Source organism: Modestobacter sp. L9-4, assembly GCF_019112525.1.
Lineage (GTDB): Bacteria > Actinomycetota > Actinomycetes > Mycobacteriales > Geodermatophilaceae > Modestobacter.
Map to the genome: position 1 here is coordinate 4,165,289 of NZ_CP077800.1, position 23,499 is coordinate 4,188,787.

Genomic DNA, 23,499 nt, shown 5'->3' on the forward strand with positions numbered 1-23,499 from the left:
GCGAGCGGTCCGCGGAGACGCCCCGGTCGTCCGTCCGGGCCGGTCAGGACGCCCCGGGTCAGGCGGGCGCGAGCTCCCCGGCGGAGGACCGGCGGCGGTTGTCGACCAGCCAGGTGGAGAAGTCCCCGATCGGGGCCGGCGGGAGGTACAGGTAGCCCTGCAGCGAGCCGATGCCGGCGCGCTCGAGGAACTGCTGCTGCTCGACCGACTCCACGCCCTCGGCGACGGTCTCCAGGCCGAGTCGGTCGGCCATCTGCACGATCGCCTCGACCACCGCCTGGTCGGCGGCCTGGGTCAGCACGCCGGCGACGAACGAGCGGTCGATCTTGACGATGCCGATCGGCAGGCTGCGCAGCGTGGTGAGCGCGGAGTAGCCGGTGCCGAAGTCGTCCAGCGCGATGCCCACGCCCAGGGCGACCAGCGCGTCGAGGGTGGCCGAGACGACGGGGGAGTCCAGCACCGTGGTCTCGGTGACCTCGACGACCAGCTGACCCGGCGCCAGGCCGGCCGCGGCCAGCGACTCGCGCACCAGCTCCACGAACCGGGGGTGCGCCAGCTGGGTGGGGGAGGCGTTGACGTGTACGGCGACCGGGCTGCCGGACCGCGACCAGGCGGCGGCGTCGGCGCACGCCTGCCGGACGACGTACTCGCCCAGCGGCACGATCGCCCCGGTGTCCTCGGCCAGCGGCAGGAACGCGTCCGGCGTCAGCAGCCCGCGGGTGGGGTGCGCCCAGCGGACGAGCGCCTCCACGGCGGTGCAGCTGCCGTCGGCGGAGGAGACCACCGGCTGGTAGGCGAGCACGAGCTGGCCGTCGTCCACCGCGGCGCGCAGCTCGGCCTCGGCGCTGGCGGCGTCCTCCAGCTGCAGCAGTCCGGGGTGGAAGAACTGCACCCGGTTCTTGCCCGCGGCCTTGGCCGCGTACATCGCGACGTCGGCCTGGTGCACGATGAGCGTCTCGTTGAGGCCGGGTTGCACGCGGGTGGCCCCGATGCTCGCGCCGATCCGGGCCAGTCCCTCGGGCAGCTCCACGGGGGTGGAGATCATCTCCACGATCCGCTGGCCGATCCCGCGGGCCTCGGCCTCGCCGGCGCCGCGCAGCAGGACGGCGAACTCGTCCCCGCCGAGCCGGGCGCACAGGTCCTCGGCGCGCAGGGTGCCGGTGAGCTCGCAGCCCAGGTGGGCCAGCAGCCGGTCGCCGGAGAGGTGGCCGAGCGAGTCGTTGACGACCTTGAAGTCGTCGAGGTCGAGGAAGAGCACCCAGGACTCGGAGTCCGGGTCGGCGAGCGCGGCGTTCATGGCGCCGGAGAAGGCCGTCCGGTTGGCCAGGCCGGTGAGCCGGTCCGTCAGCGCCTGGGCCTGCAGCTCGCGGTGGGCGCTGCTGGTGCGCAGGGCGAGGGCGACCTGGTTGAGCATCGACTGGACGGCGAGCAGGGCGTCGCGCGGCACGGTGGGGTACCCGCCGAGCAACATGCAGTTCGCCGGCTCGTCCGGCATGGGCACGACCAGCCACTCACCGCGGATGCCGGAGCTGAACACGAGGGCGGCGGGCGGCTCCACCGCCTGCGGCACCGACAGGTCGGCCTCCGCGGGGACCATGGCGGCGGAGAGGCTGACGGGCGGGCGGAGGAACTCCCCGGCGGTGCCCTGGACCAGCAGGGTGTCGCCCTCGCGGTGCAGCACGGCCGCCCGCAGACCCGGCGTCGCGGCGCAGACCGCCTCGGCGGTGGACCACGCCGTCCGCAGGATCTCCGAGCGGTCGGTGACGCCGAGCAGCTGCCCGCCGAGGGCGGCCAGCGCGGTGTCGCGGGACTGGGTGGACTCCCGCTCGAACAGCCCCACCGCCAGGTGGCGGACGACGAAGACGGTCAGCAGCAGCACCGGCAGGTTGCCCAGGACGGCGGAGGACGCCAGCTGCGCCCCGTGCCCGGGGACCAGGGTCCACACCGGCAGCGCGGCGCTCAGGGCGAGGCAGACGCCGATCCCGTAGCCGACGATGCGCCGGGTGTCGCCGTAGACGGCCCGGTACCAGACGGCGGGGAAGGCGACCCCGAGGGCGAGCACCGGTCGCGGGCAGGCAGCGGCGAACAGGACCAGGGCCGCCATGTCCGCGAGGTCGGCGGCCAGGGGGGCCCGCCGCCGGCGGTAGCGGTGCAGCCAGGAGGTCAGGAAGGTGACGGCGGCGACCGCGGCCAGCAGGAACGACCAGCCGGTGACGTCGCCGGACAGGACGGTGAGGCTGGTGAGGCCGACGGCGGCGATGCTGCTGACGCAGAACAGCCACCGGGTGTGCTCCACCAGCTCGGCGGGCGGGTGGAGGCGCGTGAGGGCAGCACGCAGCAGCGGTGCGACGCGTGGGGTGCTCATCTGGATGGTCCGTCCTCAGCTGGCGGAGGGGACGTCGTGGTCGCGACGTCGGGCCTCATGCCAGGTGCATCGTCAGCGGACGATCCCGTCTTGATCACCCCGAGGGGGCAGTCCACTGCGAGGTGGCTCACATACGGGTGCTCGACAGGGCGCCGCTGGGCCGGGCAGGCTCGGGAGGTGTCACGCAGCGCGCCCTCCTACCGCTTCTCCTCCACGTGGCGGGTCGCCGGCACCGTCGCCGAGGTGCAGGCGGTGCTCAGCGACCCGGGCACGCTCACCCGCTGGTGGCCGTCGGTCTACTCCGCCGTCGTGCCCGTGGCCGAGGGGCGGCCGGACGGCGTGGGCCGCAGCGTGCGGCTCGCCACCCAGGGGTGGCTGCCGTACACGCTGGACTGGACGCTGACGATCACCGAGCCGCCGACCGAGCGGGGCTCCGCCCTGTCCGCGGTCGGTGACCTGGTCGGTGCCGGTCGCTGGACGTTCGCCCAGGACGGCCCCGAGGTCGTCATCGACTACGACTGGCAGGTGGCCGCGACCAAGCCGGTGATCGCCCGGTTGAGCTGGCTGCTGCGCCCGGTGTTCGCCGCCAACCACGAGTGGGCGATGGCCCGTGGCGAGGAGAGCCTGGCCCTGGAGCTCCGCCGCCGCCGGGACCCCGCCGCCGCCGTCCCGCCCCCGCCCGGCCCGACCTTCCCCCGCCTCCACCGGCCCCGCTGACCCCGGCCCTGGCCCTCCTGCAGGGGCCCGCGCCGAGCTCGCGAGGCGTGGGGGGCAGGAGGGTCCTTCGTTCAGTCCTTGCGGCCGGCGTCCACGACGCGCAGGACCAGCACGCCCTCCTCGTCGGAGGCGTCCAGGTCGATCTCGGCGTCGAAGCCCCAGTCGTGGTCGCCGGCCGGGTCGTCGAGGATCTGCCGCACCTGCCACAGCCGCGGGTCGGTCTTGTCGACGATCAGCAGCGCCGGGCCGCGGGCGTCGCCGCCGGTGTTGAGCTCGCCGTGCTCGGCGAAGTAGGCCTGCACGACCTCACCCCACCGGTCGGCGTCCCAGCCGGAGGCCGCGTCGAGCTCGCCGAGGTCGTACCAGCGGCGCCGGGCGATGAGGTCGACGCGGCGGAAGAGGGAGTTGCGGACCATCGCGGTGAACGCCCGCTCGTTGCCGCTGAGCGGGCGCGGCCGGGCCGGCACCGACACCGGGGCGTCGAGCGGGCCGGAGGGGTTGGTCAGCTCCTCCCACTCGTCCAGCAGCGAGGAGTCGACCTGGCGCACGAGCTCGCCCAGCCACTCGACGATGTCGGTGACCTCCTCGGTGCGGGCGTCGGCCGGGACGCCGGAGCGCAGCGCCTTGAACGCATCCGACAGGTACCGCAGCACGGCGCCCTCGGAGCGGGTGAGCTGGTAGGTGTTGACCAGCTCGCGGAAGGTCATCGCCTGCTCCCACATGTCCCGCACCACGGACTTGGGCGACAGCTGGGCGTCGGCCACCCAGGGGTTGGACGAGCGGTAGGTCTCGAACGCGTACTCGAGCAGCTCCTCCAGCGGCTTGGGGTAGGTGATCTCCTCCAGCAGCTCCATGCGCTCGTCGTACTCGATGCCCTCGGCCTTCATCTGCGCCACCGCGGCGCCCTTGGCCTTGTTCAGCTGGGCGGCGATGATCTGCCGCGGGTCGTCCAGCGTGGCCTCGATGACCGAGACGACGTCCAGGGCGTAGGTGTCGACGCCGTTCTCGTCCGGGCCCGGGTTGAGCAGCCCGATCGCGGCCAGGGCGAACGTGGACAGGGGCTGGTTGAGCGCGAAGTCCGGCGGCAGGTCGACCGTGAGCCGGTAGCGGCGGCCGTCGGGCTCGGGCTCGGCGAGCCGCTCGATGACCCCGGCCTGCAGCAGGCCGCGGGCGATGCCGATCGCCTCGCGGACGTGCTTGCGCTGCCGTGAGCGGGGCTCGTGGTTGTCGGTGAGCAGGTGCTTCATGGCCGCGAACGGGTCACCGGGTCGAGCGAGCACGTTGAGCAGCATCCCGGTGGAGACCTTGAAGTGGCTGGTCAGCGGCTCGGGGTCGGCGTTGATCAGCCGCTGCTGGGTGGCCTCGCTCCACGGCACCATGCCCTCGGGCGCCTTGCGGCGCACCAGCTTGCGGCGCTTCTTCGGGTCGTCGGCGACCTTGGCGAACTGCTTGAGGTTCTCCACCTCGTGCTCGGGCGCCTGGACGACGACCGTGCCGGCGGTGTCGTAGCCCGCGCGTCCGGCCCGTCCGGCGATCTGGTGGAACTCGCGGGCGTTGAGCAGCCGGGTGCGCGTGCCGTCGTACTTGCTCAGGGCGGAGAACACCACGGTGCGGATCGGCACGTTGATGCCCACGCCCAGGGTGTCGGTGCCGCAGATGACCTTGAGCAGCCCGGCCTGGGCCAGCTGCTCGATCAGCCGCCGGTACTTGGGCAGCATGCCGGCGTGGTGCACGCCGATGCCGTGGCGCACCAGCCGCGACAGCGTCGTCCCGAACGCCGAGGAGAAGCGGAACCCGCCGATCATGTCGGCGATCGCGGCCTTCTCCTCCTTGGTGGAGACGTTGACGCTCATCAGCGCCTGCGCGCGCTCGAGCGCGGTGGCCTGGGTGAAGTGCACGACGTAGACCGGCGCCTGCTTCGTGCTCAGCAGCTCGTCGATCGTCTCGTGCATCGGCGTGGTCGCGTAGTAGTGCGACAGCGGCACCGGGCGCTCGGCGTTGGCGACCAGGGCGGTGGGCCGGCCGGTACGCCGGGTGAGGTCCTCGCGCAGCGTGGTGACGTCGCCGAGGGTGGCGCTCATCAGGAGGAACTGGGCGTTGGGCAGCTCGATCAGCGGCACCTGCCAGGCCCAGCCGCGGTCGGGGTCGCCGTAGAAGTGGAACTCGTCCATCACGACCAGGCCGATGTCGGCGTCGGGCCCTTCACGCAGTGCGATGTTGGCCAGCACCTCGGCGGTGCAGGCGATGATCGGTGCGTCGGCGTTGACGCTGGCGTCGCCGGTGAGCATGCCGACGTTGGCCGCGCCGAAGACCCCGCACAGGGCGAAGAACTTCTCGCTGACCAGCGCCTTGATCGGTGCGGTGTAGAAGCTGACCCGGTCGGTCGCCAGCGCTGCGTACTGCGCGCCGGTCGCGACGAGTGACTTGCCCGAGCCGGTCGGGGTGGCCAGGACGACGTTCGCGCCGCTGACAAGCTCGATCAGCGCCTCCTCCTGCGCCGGGTAGAGCACCGTGCCCGACGCCTCGGCCCACTCGGCGAACCGGGCGAACACGGCGTCGGGGTCGCTGCCCAGGGCCACGAGGTCGGTGAGGTCGTCGGGGTCGGCGATCAGCGGCGTGGCGCCCGGGGAGGGCAGTGCCGTGGCGGGGGAGTCGGCCGGGGTCGCGTCGGTGCCGGCGGGGGAGAGCGTCATCGTGCCCTCCAGCGTGCCCGATGCCCGTGACGTTCCCGCGCCGGGCCGCGGGCCGGCAGGTCACCCGATCGGGTCACGAGTCGGTCTCAGCGGGTCGGTGCGTGCATGAAGAGGCGAACAGTGGGACATTAGGTGAACGGAAGGTTAACGAGAGGTGGATGTCATGCGTGAGAACCTGTGCCCCGAGCTCAAGTGGGTCCCCGTGGTCGACGGTGCCGGACGGCGTCGTCTCGAGATGCGCTGGGACGCACCGGTCAGTTCCGTCGTCCCGATGCGCAGCAGCGTGCGCGTGGCGGCGTCCCGCGCGGCCTGACGGACACCCCACCGGCACCCGGTGGGACGGCAGCAGATCCGACCGGCGACCCGGGAGGAGACGAGGCGCGGCACGCCTCCTCGTCACCTCCCGGGTCGCTGGCCGTCCGGGGCCGGACGTGCGGCGTCCGCCGGCTCGACGGACCCGTCTCGGGTTCGCCACGGCGACGCCCGGGTAGGCCGACGGCGGAGCGGCACCGGGCCGGCGCACCACGAGCCGGCCGCGTGAGAAGAGCGCCCGGAGTGCCGCCGCCCGTGCCCGCAGGAGGAACACCGTGTCGTCGCCCCGCCCCGAGTCCCAGCCCGAGCAGCAGCAGACCCCGCCCGGCGTCCTCGCCGAGATGACCCCGAAGCCCGACCACGGCGAGGAGAGCTACGTCGGTTCCGGCAAGCTCACCGGCAAGCGGGCCGTCATCACCGGCGGCGACAGCGGCATCGGCCGCGCCGTCGCGATCGCCTTCGCCCGTGAGGGCGCCGACGTCCTCATCTCCTACCTCAGCGAGCACGAGGACGCACAGGACACCGCGAGGTACGTCGAGCAGGCCGGCCGCAAGTGCGTCCTGGTGCCCGGCGACCTGTCCGACCGCGCGCACGCCAAGACGATCATCCCGAAGGCGGTCGAGGAGCTCGGCGGCATCGACATCCTGGTCAACAACGCCGCGTTCCAGATGAGCCACGACACCCTGGACGAGATCAGCGACGACGAGTGGGACCACACCGTGGCCACCAACCTCACCGCGATGTTCGTCCTCTGCAAGGACGCGATCCCGCACATGGGGCCGGGTTCGGCGATCGTGAACTCCTCGTCGGTGAACTCCGACATGCCCAAGCCCACCCTGGCGCCCTACGCCATGACCAAGGCCGCCATCGCCAACTTCACCGCCAGCCTGGCGCAGATGTACGGCGACAAGGGCATCCGCGCCAACAGCGTGGCCCCCGGACCGGTGTGGACCCCGCTCATCCCGGCGACCCTGCCCCCCGAGCAGGTGGCCAGCTTCGGCTCCGAGGTGCCGCTGGGCCGCGCCGCCCAGCCGGCCGAGCTCGCCCCGGCCTACGTGCTGCTGGCCAGCGACGAGGGCAGCTACATCTCCGGCGCCCGGCTCGCGGTCACCGGCGGGAACCCGATCCTCTGATGGTCTTCGTCTGGGGCTGGGGCGGCGGCGGGCCACGTCGACGACGTGGCTACGGCCGCCCCGGCCGCGGCTACGGGTACGGCCCGCCGCCCGGCTACGGCCGCGGCTACGGCCGTGGCGGTGGCGGCGGGGGTGGCTGCCTGCGGGACCTCTTCCTGCTCAACACCGGCTGCTGCCTGGCCGAGTCGCTGGGCTGCGGGATGGACCTGGCGCTGGTCGCACCGAGCACCCTGCGCCGGGTGCGGGCGGAGAGCCCGAACGGCCGGGTCGCCGACCGGCTCATCGCCGCCGTCCGCGTCTACCAGCGCGACATCAGCCCGCGCCGGACGGCGTGCTGCCACTTCACGCCGACCTGCTCGGCCTACGCCGTCGAGGCGCTCGAGCGGCACGGTGCGCTCCGCGGCAGCTGGCTCACCGCCCGGCGGCTCGTGCGGTGCCGCCCCGGCGGCGCCCACGGTGCCGACCCGGTCCCGGCCTGAGCGAGGCGCCTGGGACGAGCAGTCGTCTCAGGCGCCCCGCGGCCGGCGGTCCGCGGCCACGAAGGCCACCGCCAGCGCCAGCGGGGCCGCCCCCGACAGCACGGTCATGCCCAGCACGTCGCCGAGGTCGGCCGCGGCGCCGGCCGAGGCCAGCAGCGACCACCCGAGCGCGGTCATCGGCACGGTGACGACGCCGGTGCCCAGTGCGGCCCGGACCCGGGCGCCGCGCCCGTCGGCCCGGGCGAGCGCGCCGGCGAGCAGCGCGGGGACCAGCGGGACGGCGCAGCGCACCAGCAGCCCGCCGGGCCGCTCCCCGCTGCCGGCGTACGAGGTCAGCGAGAGCGTGGCGGTGAGCGAGACGACGGCGGCGCCGATCAGCACCAGCCACCACACGCGGACGGCGCCGGTGGAGTCGAGGGTGCGGTCGGGGCGCACCGCCCGGCCGGCCACCCAGACGCACAGCGCACCGCACAGCACCAGGAACGACAGCAGCGACTGCGGGACGGTGGCGACCGCGCCGTCCACCCGCTCGGGGAGCTGCCAGGGCTGGCTGCCGAGCAGGGCCAGCAGGACGGTGAGCCCGGCGGTGAGCGCGACCAGCAGGCGGGCCCGGGTCCCGGTGACCGGCGGCGCGGCGGCCGCGTCCAGCTGCTCCGCGCGGGCCAGCAGGTCGGCGAACCGCTCGTCCTGGGCGGCGGCCGCGGCCTGCGCCTGCGCGAGCTCAACGGACACGGGCTGCTCGCTGGCGGAGTTGCCCGTGAACTCGGTGCCGGTGACCAGCTGCAGGTGGTTCGCGCTCCCGTTCGTCACCACCGGAGCGTCACACGCAGTCACGGCCTCGGCGAGCCGAGCGGGTGACGAGCACCCGACCGGGCGACGCGCCCGTCACCCAGGGGGAGCCTCCGGCACCCGGGTCACCCGGTCGGGGTGCTGCGCGGGTTGAGCGGCACGGTGAGGGCCAACGCCACGGCCACCGGTGCGACCCCGAAGAAGGCCGTCGGCCACAGCGAGCCCAGTGCCGCGGACAGGTACCCGCCCGGCGCCGCGTAGATCGCCCATCCCAGCGCCAGCAATGGCACACCCACCACCGCCGTGCCCAGGCCGGCGCGCAGTTGGGCCTGCCGGCCGGCGGGGATGGCGGCCAGTGCGACGACCAGCGCAGGGATGAAGGTGAAGAACCCGTCGAAGACCGGGATGATCGCGCCTCCGCCCGGGTCGGCCAGGGCTGCGAAGTAGAGGTCGTTCCACCCGTGCGCGAACACGGCGACGAAGGCGAACAGCCACCACACGACCGCGACCGGCCAGGGCAGCTGCCAGGGCCGGGTCAGCGCCGCGGCGACGGCCACGCAGACGACGGCAGCGACGGCGAGCAGCACCAGCAGAGTCGTGGGCACCTCGGCCACCTGCCAGCCCGACGACGTCCGGTCCGGGCGCGGCCAGCCCCGCCCTCCGACGAGTGCGGCGGCCACCGCGAGCAGCAGAGCGGCGCCGCCCAGCAGGAGAGATTCCCGGCCGCCGGCTGCCCGCGATCGGGGCGGCGCGGGCGGCGGCGGTGGGCTCATGCGCGGCAGCCTGCCAGGGCTGCGGCGGAAGTCGGTGGTCGACGCGGCCCCCGACCAGGGAGGATGGGCACGTGGCTGGTGACGACGCGTTCGGTGACCTCCCGGTCGTCGGCTCGCTCGTCGTGCCGGCGTCCGCGCTGTCGTGGCGGTTCTCCCGGTCCTCGGGGCCCGGCGGGCAGGGCGTGAACACCGCCGACTCCCGGGTCGAGCTGGTCGTGTCGCCGCTCGAGCTGCCCGGGCTCACCGAGACCCAGCGTGCGCGGCTCACCGAGCGGCTGGGGCCGCGGCTGGTCGACGGCGCCCTCACCATCGCCGCCAGCGAGCACCGCCAGCAGCTGCGCAACCGGGAGGCCGCCCGGGCCCGGCTGGCCGCCGTGCTGCGCGCCGCCGTGGCCGCACCGCCACCGGCCCGCCGGAAGACCAAGCCCTCGCGGGGATCGCAGGAGCGCCGGATCAAGGCCAAGAAGGAACGCGGCCAGACCAAGCGGCTGCGCGGGTCTTGGGACTGACGCCGAACCGCGGGCGGTAAGGAGCCCACCAGGACGCCCCACCGGGTCACGCCCCGGGCGTCGCACAGGCGTTGGCCGCGGGCGTGCGGAGTGCGTACGGTCCGGCCGTGCCGCGGCGTGGCCTGACCAGGTGGGCCGACGCCCCGCGCCGCGTCCGGGTCGTGGCCGTGGCCGTGCTGCTGCTGGCCTACGGGACGGTGGTGCACGTCGTCCAGCTGCTGGGCGCCGGCCTCGCCCCGTACCCGCAGCTGCCCGGCTGGCTGCGGGGGTACTTCATCGGCCTGACGGTCCTGGACCCGCTGGCCGCGGTCCTGCTGGCCTGGGCGAGGCGCAGCGGCGTCGTCCTCTCGGTGGCCGTCCTGGTCACCGATGCCGCGGCCAACGCCTGGGCGAACTGGGTGGTCGACACGAGCGCCGGCGTGACCCTCGGCCGGGTCGGCACCGCGGTCATCACCGTCCTGGCGCTCGTCCTGCTCGCCGCCGCGGGGCCGCTCTGGCGCGCCACTGGTCCCCGCCCATGACGCCGACCTGGTGGCTGGTCCATGCCGTCGGCCTGCTCTGCGCCGTCGGCGGGTTCGTCCTGCCGCTGCTCCGTGCGGACCGCGCACGACGGCTCACCGCTGCGAGGGCGTACGAGGGCGGGGGGCCGTGGGCGATCGCTGTGACCGTCACGGGCTGGTGCCTGCTGCTGACCGTGAGCGGCATGGCCACCGAGGGGCTGCTGCCCGCTGTCGCGGTCCCGGGCTCTGCGGTCGCCGTGAGCGTGGTCGCCTGCGCGCTGGTCGTCCGGCGGCACGACGCGCGGCTCGACCGGACCAGCGGGACCGGATCCGACCGCTGACCTCCCTCCCGGCCCTACCGTGCGGCGATGGACCTCGACCAGGCGGTCGCAGCGGTGCTCGCGCTGCCGGGTGTGAGCGAGGCCGACCACCACGGGCGGCGCTCGTTCCGCGTCGGCGCCGGCAAGGTGCTGGCCACCGTCCCGGCGGACGGCGTGATGAACGTGCTGGTGGGGGAGGAGGTGGCCCGGGCGTCGTCCGCGCAGCCCGGTGTCACCCTGCTCACCTGGGGCTCGAGCACGCCCGGTGTGCGGGTGGACCTGGCCGTGGTGGAGACCGACCTGCTCGACGAGCTGCTGCACGCGGCCTGGTCCCGGCGCGCCCCGGCGTCCCTGCGGCGGCAGCTGCCCGACTGAGCGCTCGCCGCACGGCCGTCCCGCGCACGGTGTGAGGCCGACGGAACGCGACCTTGACGCAGGCGCAGCGGCCGGGAAACCGTGCCACCGCAGTCTCGTTACGTGTCCACCGCCGTCTCGTTGCCGCACCCGGTGACCGGGGTGCGCACCACCGCCACGCACTGCCCCTACTGCTCGCTGCAGTGCGGCGTGACGATGACCGCCGGCGAACGCCCCCCGACGCTGGTGCCGGCCGACTTCCCGGTCAACCGCGGCGGCCTGTGCTCCAAGGGCTGGTCGGCCCCCGAGCTGCTCGACCACCCGGAGCGGCTGCTGCGCCCGCTGGTGCGCGCCGTCCCCGGCGACCGCACCAGCCCGCTCGTGGAGAGCACCTGGGACGACGCCCTCGACCGCATCGTCACCGCGATCACCACCACTCAGCAGCAGCACGGCCGGGACGCCGTGGGCTGCTTCGGGGGCGGCGGGCTGACCAACGAGCAGGCCTACCAGTTCGGCAAGTTCGCCCGGGTCGCGCTGCGCACCAGCTCCATCGACTACAACGGCCGGTTCTGCATGTCCTCGGCCGCCGGGGCCGCGATCAAGGCGTTCGGTCTGGACCGCGGGATGCCGTTCCCGCTCGCCGACCTCGCCGAAGCCGACGTCGTCGTGCTGGTGGGCAGCAACCCGGCCGACACGATGCCGCCGGCGATGCAGTACTTCGACGCCGGCCGGGCGCGGGGCGCCGAGCACATCGTGATCGACCCGCGGCGCACCAACACCGCGAAGAACGCGAGCCTGCACGTGCAGCCGCTGCCGGGCACCGACCTCGCACTGGCCAACGGGTTGCTGCACATCGCGCTGGCCGAGGGCCTGGTCGACGAGCCCTACGTCGCCGCGCGCACCACCGGCTTCGACGAGGTCCGGGCGGGTGTCGCCGCCTACTGGCCCGACCGGGTGGAGCGGCTCACCGGCGTGCCGGTCGCCCAGCAGCGCCGCATCGTCTTCGCCCTGGCCCGGGGGAAGCGGTCGATCGTGCTGAGCGCCCGGGGCGCCGAGCAGCACCGCAGCGGCACCGACACCGCACTGGCCTGGATCAACCTCGCCCTGGCCCTCGGCCTGCCCGGTCGCGAGGGCAGCGGCTGGGGCACCGTCACCGGCCAGGGCAACGGGCAGGGCGGCCGGGAGCACGGTCAGAAGGCCGACCAGCTCCCCGGCTACCGCAAGATCACCGACCCGTCGGCCCGCGCGCACGTCGCCGCCGTGTGGGGCGTGGACCCCGAGTCGATCCCCGGCCCCGGCCGCAGCGCCTTCGAGATGCTCGACGCGCTCGGCACCGACGGCGGCGTGCGGGCGATGCTCGTGCTGGCCTCCAACATCGCCGTCTCCGCCCCCGACGCCCGCCGCGTCATCAGCCGGCTCGGCGACCTGGACTTCCTCGCCGTCAGCGACTTCTTCCTCTCCGAGACCGCCGAGCTCGCTGACGTCGTCCTCCCCAGCGCCATGTGGGCGGAAGAGGAGGGCACGATGACCAACCTCGAGGGCCGGGTGGTCCGCCGCCGCCAGGCGATGAGCGCCCCCGCCGGGGTGCGCGACGACCTGCAGCTCCTCGCCGAGCTGGCCGGCCGGCTAGGCGTAGGCCACCTGTTCAGCGGGGACGCCGGCACCGTCTTCGCCGAGCTCGGCCGGGCCAGCGCCGGGGGCGCCGCCGACTACTCCGGCATCAGCTACGACCGCATCGACGCCGAGGACGGCGTCTTCTGGCCCTGCCCCGACCCCGAGCACCCCGGCACCCCACGGCTGTTCACCGAGCGGTTCGCCACCCCCGACGGTCGGGCGAGCTTTCACCGCGTGGAGCACGTCGAGGCCCACGAGCGGCCCGACGCGCAGTACCCCCTCGTGCTCACCACCGGCCGGGTGCTGGCCCAGTACCAGTCGGGCACCCAGACGCGCCGCAGCAAGAGCCTGCAGCTCATCGCCCCCGTACCCCGGGCCGAGCTGCACCCCGACCTGGCCCGCAGCCTCGGCGTCGCGCAGGGCGACGTCGTCGAGCTGGCCACCCGCCGCGGCCGGTCCCGGTTCACCGCCCAGGTCACCGACGCCATCCGGCCCGACGTCGTCTTCGTGCCCTTCCACTGGGGCGGCGGCGCCAGCGCCAACGCGCTCACCGACCCCGCCCTCGACCCGACCAGCCGGATGCCGGCCTTCAAGGTCTGCGCGGTCGCGCTCACCCGCGTCGGCCCCGCTGCCGAGCGCATCCCCGCACCCGAGCCGGCCGCCCAGCCGCAGCCCGGCGCCCACGTCCCAGCCACGGCCCACACCCCGCACGCCCCGTCACGGAGGAGGACCACCAGCGTGAAGAGCACCCCGCGCTTCCTGTCCGGCGTCTACGCGATCACCGGCGAGGGGCTGGGTAAGCCCGGCCCGGTCGACCCGGCGCTGCGCTACCAGGTGCCGGAGGGGAGGACGGCGCAGGCGCTGTACTTCCGCGGCGGCAACTCCACCGACGAGCTGGTCTACCTGCTGCTGGTGCGCGACGGAGAGCCGATGCGCTGGTTCCCGATCGGGGCCAAGGGCGACTGCCACGTGCCGCTGCGCGTGGTCGAGGACCTCGACGGCGGCACTGTCGTCGAGCTGCACGCGGCGGCGCCCCTGGGCGTCACCGGCGAGATCGTGGTCGACCTGGGACTGGTGGAGGTCTGATGACTGCTGTGCTGGGTGGGCGCCCCGAGGGCGTGAGCACGCTGCACTTCGCGATGGACGAGGCCGACGGGATCGACACCCGCCAGCGCCTGGTCGTCATCGGCAACGGCATGGCCGGCGCCCGCGTGGTCGAGGAGGTGCTCGAGCGCGGCGGCGGCGACCAGTTCGCGATCACCGTCTTCGGTGAGGAGCCGCACGGCAACTACAACCGGATCATGCTCAGCCACGTGCTGGCCGGTGAGGAGCACGAGGACGACATCGTCCTGAACAGCCAAGACTGGTACGCCGACAACGGCGTCGCCCTGCGGGCCGGCGTCCGGGTGCTGCGAATCGACACCCACGCCAAGGTCGTCCACGCCGCCGACGGGACGACGACGCCCTACGACCAGCTCGTCATCGCCACCGGCAGCCGCTCGTTCATCCCGCCGATGACCGGGCTGTACCGGGCCGAGGACCAGCTGCTGCCCGGCGTCTTCGGCTTCCGCACCATCGACGACACCCGCGCGATGCTCGCCGCGGCCGCCGAGCACGACAAGGCGATCGTCGTCGGCGGCGGGCTGCTCGGTCTGGAGGCCGCCCGCGGGCTCCAGGAGCACGGGCTGGCCGTCGAGGTCGTGCACGCCGGCACCCATCTGATGAACCAGCAGCTGGACCCCGACGGCGGGGCGATCCTCAAGCAGTCCGTGGAGGCGCTGGGCATCGTCGTCCACCTGGCCACCCGCACCACCGAGGTCATCGGCCCCGACCGGGTCCGCGGCGTCGTCCTGGCCGACGGCCGGGCGATCGACGCCGACATGCTGGTGATCGCCGCCGGTATCCGGCCGGTCACCGAGGTCGCCTTGATGAGCGGCATCGAGGTCGAGCGCGGCATCGTCGTCGACGACCAGCTGCGCACCGACGACCCCGACGTCTACGCCGTGGGGGAGTGCGCGCAGCACCGCGGCGAGCTCTACGGCCTGGTCGCCCCGGTCTGGGAGCAGGCCCGGGTGCTCGCCGACCTGCTCACCGGCACCGACCCGGACGCCGCGTACCACGGCTCCCGGACGGCGACCAAGCTCAAGGTCGCCGGCGTCGACGTGGCCACGATGGGGGTCAACCGGCCCGAGCGGGACACCGACGAGTTCCTGGTCATCTCCGAGCCGCGGCGCGGGGTGCACCTGTCCGTCGTCGTCCGCGACGACAAGCTCATCGGCGCCACGCTGCTCGGGGACACCCGCAAGGTCGCCTACCTGACCCAGGCCTTCGACCGCGGGACGCCGCTGCCCGAGCAGCGGATCAAGCTGCTGGTCGACCTCTCCGACGGCGACGCCGAGGTGGGCGTGGCCGAGCTGCCGCACGACTCGCAGGTCTGCAACTGCAACGGCGTCACCAAGGGCGCGATCTGCGAGGCGGTCGCCGGCGGCTGCGGCAGCGTCGGGTCGGTGATGGACAAGACCCGCGCGGGCAAGGGCTGCGGGTCCTGCAAGGGGCTGGTGAAGCAGATCGTCGAGTGGGCCGCCGACGGCGACGTCGTCGAGGACCCCACCGCGAGCTGGTACGTGCCCGGCATCCCGATGGCCAAGCCGGAGCTGATGACCGCGATCCGCGAGCGGGGGCTGCTCAGCCCCTCGGCCGTGTTCGCCGCGCTGGCACCCGGCGGCGCGGAGGACGCCAAGTCGAAGATGGGCCTGACGTCGCTGCTCCGGATGATCTGGGGCAAGGACGCGGTCCAGGAGAACGACGCGAAGTTCATCAACGACCGCGTGCACGGCAACATCCAGCGCGACGGCACGTTCTCCGTCGTCCCGCAGATCAAGGGCGGGGTCACCACCCCCGCGCAGCTGCGCACGATCGCCGACGTGGCCGAGAAGTACGAGGTCCCGATGGTCAAGATCACCGGTGGGCAGCGGATCGACCTGCTCGGGGTCCGCAAGGAGGACCTGCCGGCGATGTGGAACGACCTGGGCATGCCCTCGGGCTACGCGTACGGCAAGAGCTTCCGCACCGTGAAGACCTGCGTCGGCAGCGACTTCTGCCGCTTCGGCCTCGGTGACTCGACCCAGCTCGGCATCGACCTGGAGACCCGCTTCCAGGGCATCGAGAGCCCGGCGAAGATGAAGCTGGCGGTGGTCGGCTGCCCCCGCAACTGCGCCGAGGCCTACGTCAAGGACGTCGGCGTCGTCGCCGTCGGGAACGGCAAGTGGGAGGTGTACGTCGGCGGTGCCGCCGGGGCGACCATCCGCAAGGGCGACCTGCTGGCCACCGTCGACTCACCGGAGGCGGTGATCGAGCTGTCGGGCCGGTTCATGCAGTACTACCGGGAGAACGCCAACTGGCTCGAGCGCACCTACGACTTCGTGCCCCGCATCGGCCTGGAGAAGATCAAGGCCGTGCTGCTCGAGGACAGCGAGGGCATCTGCGCCGCACTCGACGAGAACATGCAGCAGTCGATCGACGCCTACACCGACCCGTGGGGCCAGGACGGCAAGGCGCCGGCCACCCCCGGTCAGTTCCGCACCGCGCTGCCGCTGGTCGAGCTGCCGCTGGTGCCGGTCCGATGAGCGTCACGCAGCGCGAGGCCGCAGGCCTGTTCGGCACCCAGGCGGTGCCGGCGGGCACCCCGCACGTCGTCGGCCGGGTCGAGGACGTGCCGCCGGGGGAGGGGCGGGCCTTCGTCGTCGACGGGGTCCAGGTCGCGGTGTTCCGGCTGCGCGACGGCTCGCTGCACGCCACCCAGGCCGCCTGCCCGCACGCCGGCGGACCACTGGCCGACGGGCAGACCGACCTGACCGTGCTGGTCTGCCCGCTGCATCTCTACACGTTCCGCTGGACCGACGGCACCAGCCCCGGCGGCGCGGCCCCGCTGCGGGTGTACCCGGTCCACGAGGAGTCCGGACAGCTCGTCGTCACCGTCTGACGCCTGTCCGAGGCCATGTCGGCCGACGCGGCTTCACTCGCTGATCCGGGTGAGGCCACGGCGGAGCCCGCGTCGTCCGGAGAGACGGGACGTCGCTCCGACAGGACGAACGATCGCCGTCCGCGGGCGGGTGAGGGAGGCGACGAAGTCCTCGATCGACTCCGCGGCGACGAAGCCGGCCTCGGGGTGCTCGGCGACCAGGGTGCGCGTGCGCTCGGGGGAGTAGACCGCCACCCTGTCGCCCTCGCGGCTGGCCAGGTTGCGGGCCAGTTTCGAGCCCATCACCGCCATCCCGACCACCCCGATGTCGGCTCGGGCCGTGAGGGTCTTGGCGGTGTCACTCATGCGCGTTCTCCGGTCCTTGCAGTGGATTCGGCGTGCTCCGCACGTCGTCGGCGGTGCGCGCCGACACGTCCGGTCGCCAGGCCGGGTGGACCAACCCCGAGGGGCTGGTCCACCCGGCCCAGGATCGCGACGTCGCCTCGGCTGAGGCTGGAATGGTCGTCAGTGCCTGCTCAGACGAGCAGTGCGCCGCCGTCCACGGCGACGGTGGTGCCGCTCATGAAGGTCTGGGTCATGGCGTAGACGAACGCGCGGGCGACGTCCTCGACCTCGCCGACCCGCTCGACCGGGACCACGCGGGCCTGCTCGGCGAACATGGCCTGCTGCTGCTCCTGTGTCATGCCGCCCCACAGGGGGCTGCGAACGACGCCGGGCTCCACCACGTTGACGCGGATCGGGGCGAGCTCCACCGCCAGGGCCTTCGCCAGGCTGGTCGTGGCGCCGCACAGGCTGGATGCGACGGCCCAGCCGGCTCCGGGGCGCGTGCGGGCGGCTCCCGACGTGAGGGTGATGGACCCGCCGGACGGATGTGAGATACCGCCTTGCTGACTGCGTTCAGCGCGCCGAAGTAGCGGATCTGGAAGAACGCCCGCGCCTGGTCGAGGTCCAGACCGTCGACGGCCAGCAGGCTCAGGGGCTCACCGGCGGTGAACACGAGGTGGTCGAAGTCGCCCACCTGGGCGAAGAAGGCAGCGACGCTGGCCTCGTCGAGCACGTCGAGGGCATGCCCCGTCGCGCTTGCCGTCAGCTCGTTGAGCGCTGTGTCGACGCTGGACTGGCGGCTGGAGGCGATGACGACCTCGGCGCCGGCGTCGATTGCAGCGTGTGCGGTGGCAAGACCGATGCCTGACGTGCCGCCGATGATGACGACTCGCGCGTTGTTGAGAGTCACGATGTTCCTTTCCTGGGGACACATCGAGTCTTGCCGCGGCTCTGCTGCAACGTCCAAGACCTCTTTCGTCGCCACTGACACCCTTTGGGTATGAGTGCGACGATGACGCGGTGAACGCCGACCTGGATCTCCGCAAGCTGCGCTACTTCGTCGCCGTGGCGGATGCGCTGAACTTCGGTCGAGCAGCCGAGACGCTGATGATTGCCCAGCCCGTCTTGTCCCGGCAGATCCGTGCGTTGGAGGACGAGCTCGGCGTGCAGCTCTTCCTCCGCGACACCCGCGGCACCCAGCTCACGGCCATCGGCCGGCAGCTGCGCGACGACGCCGATGCGCTGCTCGCGACGGCCACCGCCGTACGGCGCCGCGTCGCTGTGGCGGCGCGTGGGGCGGCCGTCTTCACCGTCGGCTTCATGCCGGGCTGACCGTCACCGAGGCCGTCCGCGCGTTCCAGTCCACCCACCCCGAGGTGACGGTGGAGGTGCTGCGGACCGGGTGGGAGGACCAGGTGCGGGTCCTGCACGACGGTCGCGCCGACGTCAGTTACCTGCGCAGGCCCTTCGACCGGACGGGGCTGGAGGTCGTGCCGTTGTTCGTCGAGCAACGGGTCGTGATGCTCCCCGCAGCGCATCCGCTTGCGGGATGCGATTCCGTCGAGCTGGGCGACTTCCGGCACGAGCACCTGCTGCAGGACCCAGCAGCGGTGCCGGAATGGGCCGCTGTTGGCGAGGAGCTGCGGCAACGGCGGCCTGCCGCCGCACGGCCCAGCCGAACCGTGGAGGAGAAGCTGGAGATGGTCGCGGTCGGCAGCGGCATCGCCGTCCTGCCGCTGTCGACCGCCCGCTTCTACCGACGGCCCGACGTCGCCTACGTCCCCGTCCGCGACCTCGAGCCGAGCGAGGTCTGCTTGGCGTGGGAAGGGTCCCGATCCACCCCGCTCATCGCCGACTTCGTCGCTGCATGCGCGGTGCCCCTGAGCTGACCCTACGGGGCAGCCGTCACTGTCGTCATCCACGCGGCGAGCGAGATGACCTGGATGGGCACGGTCAACCGATGGACGTGGGCCGGCGGACCTGCGCGGCGACGAAGTCAGCGAAGTCCCCCACCTCGGCACCGGCCACGTCATGGCCCAGCTGCGGATAGACCCGCTCCGTCGTGGAGGTGTGCGGACCGGCGAAGACCGCTGTGCGGCGGACCGCCGAAGCAGGGATGACCGTGTCCCGCGGGCCGCGTCCCCAGAACACCGGGGGCCGCAGGGCGCGCAGTTCCTTATCACCGGTCTGCCGGTCGTCGACGACGAAGCCGCCCAGTTGCACGCCATAGGCGAACTGGGTCGGGCGATGGCGCAGCATCTGCAACACCATCGCTTCCCCCTGTGAGAACCCCATCAGCCCGACCGACCGGTATGCAGGCAGCGCATCGAACCAGTCCAAGACAGCGGCCACAGCCGCGTTGGCCACAGCAGGGCGTGGGTTCCCGATCGGGTTGCCGCTGCTGGGGAACTAGGCGTAGCCGCCCGCTTCAGCGATCGGCGCGCGGACCGACGCGATGGTCAGCTCAGCGGGCAGGCGGTCCTGGAACGTGAACAAGTGGCGTTCGTCGTGACTCCACCCGTGCCTCATGATCAACAAGTCCTGGGCATCACGTCCGGATGCCCTCGACCACAGCGTCGCAGTGGGATCCAGGGCCGGGTATGGAGTTGCTTGCACGGTGTTCTCCTTCGTCGATCTCTCCACTTTGAGATCGCAACCGCAGCCCGTCCAAGACCTTCTTGGTCCTGGCTCATACACGATGAGCATCAGCTCGGTGGTAGGCAGCATTTCTCGGCCGGCTCGCCAAAGGTCGGCCGAAGTGGCCGCTCTCGAGGGTCTTGCCGGGCGGCCGCGGCGGCGCCCGGGAGGTCTGCCGGTGCTCTACTGGTGCACCCGACACGGAGGAGCGCGCTGTGCACCGGACCGGCAGCATGTCGTGGCGGTTCGAGGTGGGCACCGCCACCGCGTTGTCGGTCGCGCTGCGGTGCCGGGACGAGCTCGGGACACCCGTGCCCCCGTCACCGGACGTCCCGCCCGGGATCGCCGTCCCGGCACGGACGACGGCGCCGGACGCCGGCTTGGCCGTGGCCTGGTTGGTGTGGTGGCAGCTGCTGCTGGACCGGACGGCGGCCGGGATGCACCCCGACCGGCTGCCCGATCTCCGGCGGCACGTCCTGGTCCCCGATGCACTGGAGCTGGTGGCCGACGGCCCGCTGCGGCAGCTGGCGGCCGACGCAGCCGACCGCCACACCGCGGACGCGCGGCGCGCCTGGTCGCCGCCGGGCGACGACGTCCGGCCACCGCCGCCGCCGTTCCCCTCCTCGGTGATCCGGGACGCCGTCTTCGACACCGCGGGCCGTCACCACGTGCCCGCAGAGGACCTGTGGGGCGGTGTCCACCGGGTCCCCGGGCCGGTCGGGTGGAGCGCGGTGGTCCGGCCCGGCTGCGGGCTGATGACGGACCAGGGGGACGTCGTCGACGAGGGTGCGCAGTACCGCTTCGTCCGGGCGGTGCTCGAGTCCGGCATCCGCACCGACTGAGGACCACACCGCGGGGGCATGCCCGCCGGAGCCGCGGCTCACGGGTGCATGCGGGCGCCCTTCATGACCTTGTCGACGGCGTTCTTCGGGCCGTGGACGGCGAGCCCGACCAGGTCGAGGTCCGCGCCGGCCACCGCGCGGACGGCGGCCCGGTTCTGCACGTCGCCGGGGGTGCTGAACAGCTCGGCGGTGAAGACGGCGGGCGTCAGCGAGCGCTCCAGGGCCCGGGTGCGTGCGGTGCTCAGCAGCTCACCGGGCCGGCGAGCACCAGCACCGGCTGCCGGATCATCGGCAGGTAGCGGGTGCCGTCGGCGTCCTCGTAGGGCTCGCCGACCAGCTCCGTGCCGGTCGCGACGATGCCGCTGACCAGGAACGAGGTGACGTTGAGCGCCTGCCAGGGAGCGAGGTCCTCCCGCAGCAGGACGGCGATCTTGGTGGCCCAGCGGGGCAGCTCGTCGGGGGAGGTCATGCCGCTCAGCCTCGGCCCGGAGCTCGACGTCGGTCTTGTACGTTCCTGACGTGGCCGAGGTCGTGGCGTGGCGGCCCGGCGTGCCGGGGCTGACCGAGGTGCTGCACGCGCACTTCACCGACCACGTCTACCCGGCGCACACCCACGAGGCGTGGACGTTGCTGCTCGTCGACGACGGCGCGGTCGCCTACGACCTGGACCGGCACCCGCACGGCGCCACCCGCGGCCTGGTCACCCTGCTGCCGCCGGGTGTCCCGCACGACGGCCGCTCGTCCTCACCGGCGGGCTTCCGCAAGCGCGTGCTCTACCTGGAGCCGGGCACCCTCGGCGCGCAGCGGGTCGGCACGGCGGTCGACCAGCCCGGCGTCGACGACGCCGCGCTGCGCAGCCGGCTGTCGGCGCTGCACGCGGTGCTGCGCCCGGGCGGGGACGCGCTGGAGGCGGAGAGCCGGCTGGCCTTCGTGCTGGAGCGGCTGGCCCAGCACCTCGACCGCGCCGTCGTGACCGCCCCGGACGGACGGGACGACGCGCTCGCCGACCGGGTCCGCGACCTGATCGACGCCCGGGTGGCCGAGGGCCTTCCGCTGGCCGAGACCGCCGCGGCCCTCGGCGTGCACCCGACGTCGGTGGTGCGCGCGTTCACCCGCCGGCACGGGCTGCCGCCGCACCGCTACCTCACCGGCCGCCGGATCGACCTGGCCCGCCGGCTGCTGCTCGCGGGCATGCCGGCCGCGGAGGTGGCGACCGCGGCCGGGTTCGTCGACCAGTCGCACCTGACCCGGCACTTCCGCCGGATGCTGGACACGACGCCGGCTGCCTACGCCCGGTCGGGGAGCTGAGCCGGCCGCGACCCCGAGCGGTCAGTCGCCGAGCGCGAGCGGCGCCGGCGTCCGGGCGAGGAGGATGCGGCCGTCGGCGGTGCGCACCTGCACCGTGGCGAGCCGGCCGGGTGGGGCGACCATGGCGACCCCGTCGTCCATCGGCCGCTCCTCGAGCAGGACGCCGTCGGCGTCCAGCAGCCGCAGCACGTCGTCCCCGGGCGGTCCCACGACGAGCAGGCGCGACGACGGCCCGCCCAGGTCGCAGGGCAGCGCGACCGCCAGCCGGTCCAGGGGCGGGCCGGCCGGCAGCACACCGGGCGCGCACGTCCCGGCCGTCCCGTCGTCCCGGCCGTGGAGCGCGGCGACGACGACGGAGCCGGCGGGCTGCGGCACGGCGACCATGCCCACCCGCGTCGGCCGGCCGTCGCCGGCGGGCACGTCCCCGGACCACAGGACCGTCGTCCCGGAGCTGTCGGCGCGCTGACCCAGCCGGCTCAGGAGGTCGCGCCTGCGCTGGTCGAGGACCGCGTCGACCGGCGAGGGGACGGGCGCGGGCCGCAGCCCCGGCAGCGACGCGGGGCCGGGGTCGGGCTCGGCCACGACGTCGGGGGGTGCGGTGTCGAGCGGCCGCCCGTCGCGCAGGACCTTGTACCGCACCGCCGGGTGGGCACCGGGTGTCGAGCGGGGAGCGCGACGGTGGCGACCCCGCGGTCGGTGTCGGCGGAGGAGTAGGTGCGCGAGGCCGTGCCGTCCGCGCCGAGCACCGCCCGCGCGGAGACCTGCACGCGGTCACCGGGTGCGCCCACCACCACCAGCGCGCCGCTCACCGGGGCGGTCAACGCGACCGGCACCGCGGTGTCCGGGTCGAGGTGGACCGCCTGCAGCCGCAGTTGTCCGGCCGTCGCCCGGGGCGGGCCGGCGAACCAGGCGACCGCGAAGTCCGGGGTGCCTTCCCCGCTCACCAGCAGTGCGGCGCGACCGGCGTCGACCTCCCCGGCCCACACAACCCGGTGGTCGGTGGGCGGCGGATCGGTCGCCAGGTCGGTGGCCGACCAGGTCCGCGCCCGCAGCGCCTCGAGGAACACCGGGTCGGCGGACAGGGAGCCCCGCGGGGGGCCTGCGTAGACGTCGACCCCCGGAGCCGGGGCCGGGGTCGAGGGGTCCACGGGGCGTGGCACGAGCATGGCCACCGCCGCGACCACCCCCGCGACGAGCACGGCGGCCAGCACCTGCAGCCGGGTGCGCCGGCGGGACCGGCGGCGGGCGCCGGAGTCCTGCACCAGCCCGGCGGCCTCGTCTCCGGCGAGCGGGGTGCGGGCGGCGAGCGCGCGCAGCCGGTCGGGCAGCGGCGTGCGGTCCGGCTCGGACGGCGGTGCGGGGGAGCCGGGCGGACGGAAGAGCGCCTCGTAGTGGTCCCGCTCGGCCCGCTGCCGCTCGTCCTGGTGCGCCAGCTCGGACCGCAGCGCGGCGACCGCCCGGTCGACCTCCGCGGCGTCCGCGACGGTGCGAGCGGCGGGCGGGTCGAGCAGGCCGCCGACGGCCAGCGTGCGGGTGCGCCGGGGCAGCGCGCGCAGCGCCGCGGTCAGCGCCTCGCTGCCCGTGGGCGGGCCCGGCGCGGGCACCGGCGGTGCCGGCCGGGGAGCGTCGTCCGGGACGCGCAGCGCCGCCCTGATGACCGCCCGCGTCGGCGAGCGGCGTCCGGCCAGGGCGTCGGACACCAGCTCCTCGGCGGCGGCGCGGTCGTCGCCGAGCAGCACGGCCAGCGGCCAGACCGCCGAGGGCCCGGGGACGTCGTCGTCCGGGCCCGGCTGGTGGGTGAGCACGTGTCCTCCGTCCCGCGGGCGCTCCCAGGGTGGACCACGGGAG

Annotated in this window: 25 protein-coding genes and 1 pseudogene; 15 read left to right on the top strand and 11 right to left on the bottom strand. The window is 74.1% G+C overall.

Translation table 11 applies throughout. From position 1 onward, the window contains the following. Window positions 1-58 precede the first annotated feature (58 nt). A complete protein-coding gene (locus KUM42_RS19795; RefSeq protein WP_237494224.1) occupies window positions 59-2,365 on the bottom strand; it encodes a bifunctional diguanylate cyclase/phosphodiesterase in 2,307 nt (768 codons plus the stop codon). Between the two features lie 177 nt (window positions 2,366-2,542). Between KUM42_RS19795 and KUM42_RS19800 the strand changes: the two genes are divergently transcribed. Beyond that, complete coding sequence (locus KUM42_RS19800; protein WP_237494225.1) at window positions 2,543-3,082, top strand: SRPBCC family protein; 540 nt, start codon at window positions 2,543-2,545, stop codon at window positions 3,080-3,082. A 71-nt stretch (window positions 3,083-3,153) separates the two neighbouring features. Here the strand turns inward: KUM42_RS19800 and KUM42_RS19805 are convergent, their stop codons facing one another. Next, window positions 3,154-5,775, bottom strand: coding sequence for an RNA helicase (locus tag KUM42_RS19805; RefSeq protein ID WP_237494226.1), 2,622 nt, complete (start codon window positions 5,773-5,775; stop codon window positions 3,154-3,156). A 163-nt stretch (window positions 5,776-5,938) separates the two neighbouring features. On the opposite strand from KUM42_RS19805, the gene KUM42_RS19810 reads away from it, so the two are divergent. From KUM42_RS19810 to yidD, 3 genes are all read left to right on the top strand, one after another. Continuing rightward, entirely contained in the window at window positions 5,939-6,088 is a 150-nt protein-coding gene (locus KUM42_RS19810; RefSeq protein ID WP_237494227.1) for a hypothetical protein, read from the top strand. A gap of 274 nt (window positions 6,089-6,362) precedes the next feature. Continuing rightward, window positions 6,363-7,220 (top strand): SDR family oxidoreductase, encoded by an 858-nt coding sequence (locus KUM42_RS19815; protein ID WP_237494228.1) that lies wholly within the window; start codon window positions 6,363-6,365, stop codon window positions 7,218-7,220. Further along, window positions 7,220-7,699 (top strand): membrane protein insertion efficiency factor YidD, encoded by a 480-nt coding sequence (gene yidD / locus KUM42_RS19820; RefSeq protein ID WP_237494229.1) that lies wholly within the window; start codon window positions 7,220-7,222, stop codon window positions 7,697-7,699. Before KUM42_RS19815 ends, yidD begins: the two co-directional genes overlap by 1 nt. 27 nt (window positions 7,700-7,726) lie before the next feature. Here yidD and KUM42_RS19825 read toward each other — a convergent pair whose 3' ends face one another. Both KUM42_RS19825 and KUM42_RS19830 read right to left on the bottom strand, forming a co-directional pair. Beyond that, window positions 7,727-8,509 carry a hypothetical protein gene (locus KUM42_RS19825; RefSeq protein ID WP_237494230.1) on the bottom strand — a complete coding sequence of 261 codons (783 nt, stop codon included), beginning with the start codon at window positions 8,507-8,509 and terminating at the stop codon, window positions 7,727-7,729. A 104-nt stretch (window positions 8,510-8,613) separates the two neighbouring features. Beyond that, a complete protein-coding gene (locus KUM42_RS19830; RefSeq protein WP_237494231.1) occupies window positions 8,614-9,261 on the bottom strand; it encodes a hypothetical protein in 648 nt (215 codons plus the stop codon). A 71-nt stretch (window positions 9,262-9,332) separates the two neighbouring features. Here KUM42_RS19830 and arfB point away from each other — a divergent pair, with 71 nt between their 5' ends. The 7 genes from arfB to KUM42_RS19865 all read left to right on the top strand — a co-directional run bounded on the left by arfB (window position 9,333) and on the right by KUM42_RS19865 (window position 16,540). Then, window positions 9,333-9,770: an alternative ribosome rescue aminoacyl-tRNA hydrolase ArfB gene (gene arfB / locus KUM42_RS19835; protein ID WP_237494232.1), complete on the top strand. Its 438-nt coding sequence runs from the start codon at window positions 9,333-9,335 to the stop codon at window positions 9,768-9,770. Window positions 9,771-9,877: 107 nt separating this feature from the next. Further along, window positions 9,878-10,291 carry a hypothetical protein gene (locus tag KUM42_RS19840; protein ID WP_237494233.1) on the top strand — a complete coding sequence of 138 codons (414 nt, stop codon included), beginning with the start codon at window positions 9,878-9,880 and terminating at the stop codon, window positions 10,289-10,291. Further along, complete coding sequence (locus tag KUM42_RS19845) at window positions 10,288-10,611, top strand: hypothetical protein (RefSeq protein WP_237494234.1); 324 nt, start codon at window positions 10,288-10,290, stop codon at window positions 10,609-10,611. Before KUM42_RS19840 ends, KUM42_RS19845 begins: the two co-directional genes overlap by 4 nt. 27 nt (window positions 10,612-10,638) lie before the next feature. Further along, on the top strand, window positions 10,639-10,965 hold the full coding sequence (locus KUM42_RS19850; RefSeq protein ID WP_237494235.1) for an MmcQ/YjbR family DNA-binding protein: 327 nt from the start codon (window positions 10,639-10,641) through the stop codon (window positions 10,963-10,965). 102 nt (window positions 10,966-11,067) lie between these two features. Further along, window positions 11,068-13,644: a molybdopterin oxidoreductase family protein gene (locus tag KUM42_RS19855; RefSeq protein ID WP_237494236.1), complete on the top strand. Its 2,577-nt coding sequence runs from the start codon at window positions 11,068-11,070 to the stop codon at window positions 13,642-13,644. Next, window positions 13,644-16,184, top strand: a complete 2,541-nt coding sequence (gene nirB, locus KUM42_RS19860) for a nitrite reductase large subunit NirB (RefSeq protein ID WP_237494237.1) — start codon at window positions 13,644-13,646, stop codon at window positions 16,182-16,184. The genes KUM42_RS19855 and nirB overlap by 1 nt, the downstream gene beginning before the upstream one ends. Further along, window positions 16,181-16,540 carry a Rieske (2Fe-2S) protein gene (locus tag KUM42_RS19865; RefSeq protein ID WP_237494238.1) on the top strand — a complete coding sequence of 120 codons (360 nt, stop codon included), beginning with the start codon at window positions 16,181-16,183 and terminating at the stop codon, window positions 16,538-16,540. The genes nirB and KUM42_RS19865 overlap by 4 nt, the downstream gene beginning before the upstream one ends. A 33-nt stretch (window positions 16,541-16,573) precedes the next feature. Here KUM42_RS19865 and KUM42_RS19870 read toward each other — a convergent pair whose 3' ends face one another. Together KUM42_RS19870 and KUM42_RS20475 are read right to left on the bottom strand one after the other, a co-directional pair. Next, window positions 16,574-16,885 carry an NAD(P)-binding domain-containing protein gene (locus KUM42_RS19870; protein ID WP_237494239.1) on the bottom strand — a complete coding sequence of 104 codons (312 nt, stop codon included), beginning with the start codon at window positions 16,883-16,885 and terminating at the stop codon, window positions 16,574-16,576. Window positions 16,886-17,055: 170 nt separating this feature from the next. Continuing rightward, window positions 17,056-17,798, bottom strand: a pseudogene (locus KUM42_RS20475) (SDR family oxidoreductase). 86 nt (window positions 17,799-17,884) lie between these two features. On the opposite strand from KUM42_RS20475, the gene KUM42_RS20355 reads away from it, so the two are divergent. Together KUM42_RS20355 and KUM42_RS19890 are read left to right on the top strand one after the other, a co-directional pair. Beyond that, window positions 17,885-18,196, top strand: coding sequence for a LysR family transcriptional regulator (locus KUM42_RS20355; RefSeq protein WP_304610723.1), 312 nt, complete (start codon window positions 17,885-17,887; stop codon window positions 18,194-18,196). Beyond that, entirely contained in the window at window positions 18,193-18,753 is a 561-nt protein-coding gene (locus tag KUM42_RS19890) for a LysR family substrate-binding domain-containing protein (RefSeq protein ID WP_255557601.1), read from the top strand. The genes KUM42_RS20355 and KUM42_RS19890 overlap by 4 nt, the downstream gene beginning before the upstream one ends. A gap of 64 nt (window positions 18,754-18,817) precedes the next feature. Here the strand turns inward: KUM42_RS19890 and KUM42_RS19895 are convergent, their stop codons facing one another. After that, a complete protein-coding gene (locus KUM42_RS19895; protein ID WP_237494241.1) occupies window positions 18,818-19,216 on the bottom strand; it encodes an alpha/beta hydrolase in 399 nt (132 codons plus the stop codon). A 500-nt stretch (window positions 19,217-19,716) separates the two neighbouring features. On the opposite strand from KUM42_RS19895, the gene KUM42_RS19900 reads away from it, so the two are divergent. Further along, window positions 19,717-20,343 (top strand): hypothetical protein, encoded by a 627-nt coding sequence (locus KUM42_RS19900; protein WP_237494242.1) that lies wholly within the window; start codon window positions 19,717-19,719, stop codon window positions 20,341-20,343. 38 nt (window positions 20,344-20,381) lie between these two features. Here the strand turns inward: KUM42_RS19900 and KUM42_RS20205 are convergent, their stop codons facing one another. Together KUM42_RS20205 and KUM42_RS20210 are read right to left on the bottom strand one after the other, a co-directional pair. Continuing rightward, window positions 20,382-20,591, bottom strand: a complete 210-nt coding sequence (locus tag KUM42_RS20205; protein WP_255557602.1) for a DUF2000 family protein — start codon at window positions 20,589-20,591, stop codon at window positions 20,382-20,384. Further along, a complete protein-coding gene (locus KUM42_RS20210) occupies window positions 20,585-20,812 on the bottom strand; it encodes a DUF2000 domain-containing protein (protein WP_255557524.1) in 228 nt (75 codons plus the stop codon). Before KUM42_RS20210 ends, KUM42_RS20205 begins: the two co-directional genes overlap by 7 nt. Before the next feature lie 50 nt (window positions 20,813-20,862). On the opposite strand from KUM42_RS20210, the gene KUM42_RS19910 reads away from it, so the two are divergent. Beyond that, window positions 20,863-21,651 (top strand): AraC family transcriptional regulator, encoded by a 789-nt coding sequence (locus KUM42_RS19910; protein WP_237494243.1) that lies wholly within the window; start codon window positions 20,863-20,865, stop codon window positions 21,649-21,651. A gap of 21 nt (window positions 21,652-21,672) precedes the next feature. Here the strand turns inward: KUM42_RS19910 and KUM42_RS19915 are convergent, their stop codons facing one another. Both KUM42_RS19915 and KUM42_RS19920 read right to left on the bottom strand, forming a co-directional pair. Beyond that, window positions 21,673-22,233, bottom strand: a complete 561-nt coding sequence (locus KUM42_RS19915) for a hypothetical protein (RefSeq protein WP_237494244.1) — start codon at window positions 22,231-22,233, stop codon at window positions 21,673-21,675. Next, the gene (locus KUM42_RS19920) at window positions 22,128-23,456 is read right to left on the bottom strand and encodes a hypothetical protein (RefSeq protein ID WP_237494245.1); all 1,329 of its coding nucleotides are present in this window, start codon (window positions 23,454-23,456) and stop codon (window positions 22,128-22,130) included. Before KUM42_RS19920 ends, KUM42_RS19915 begins: the two co-directional genes overlap by 106 nt. Window positions 23,457-23,499 lie beyond the last annotated feature (43 nt).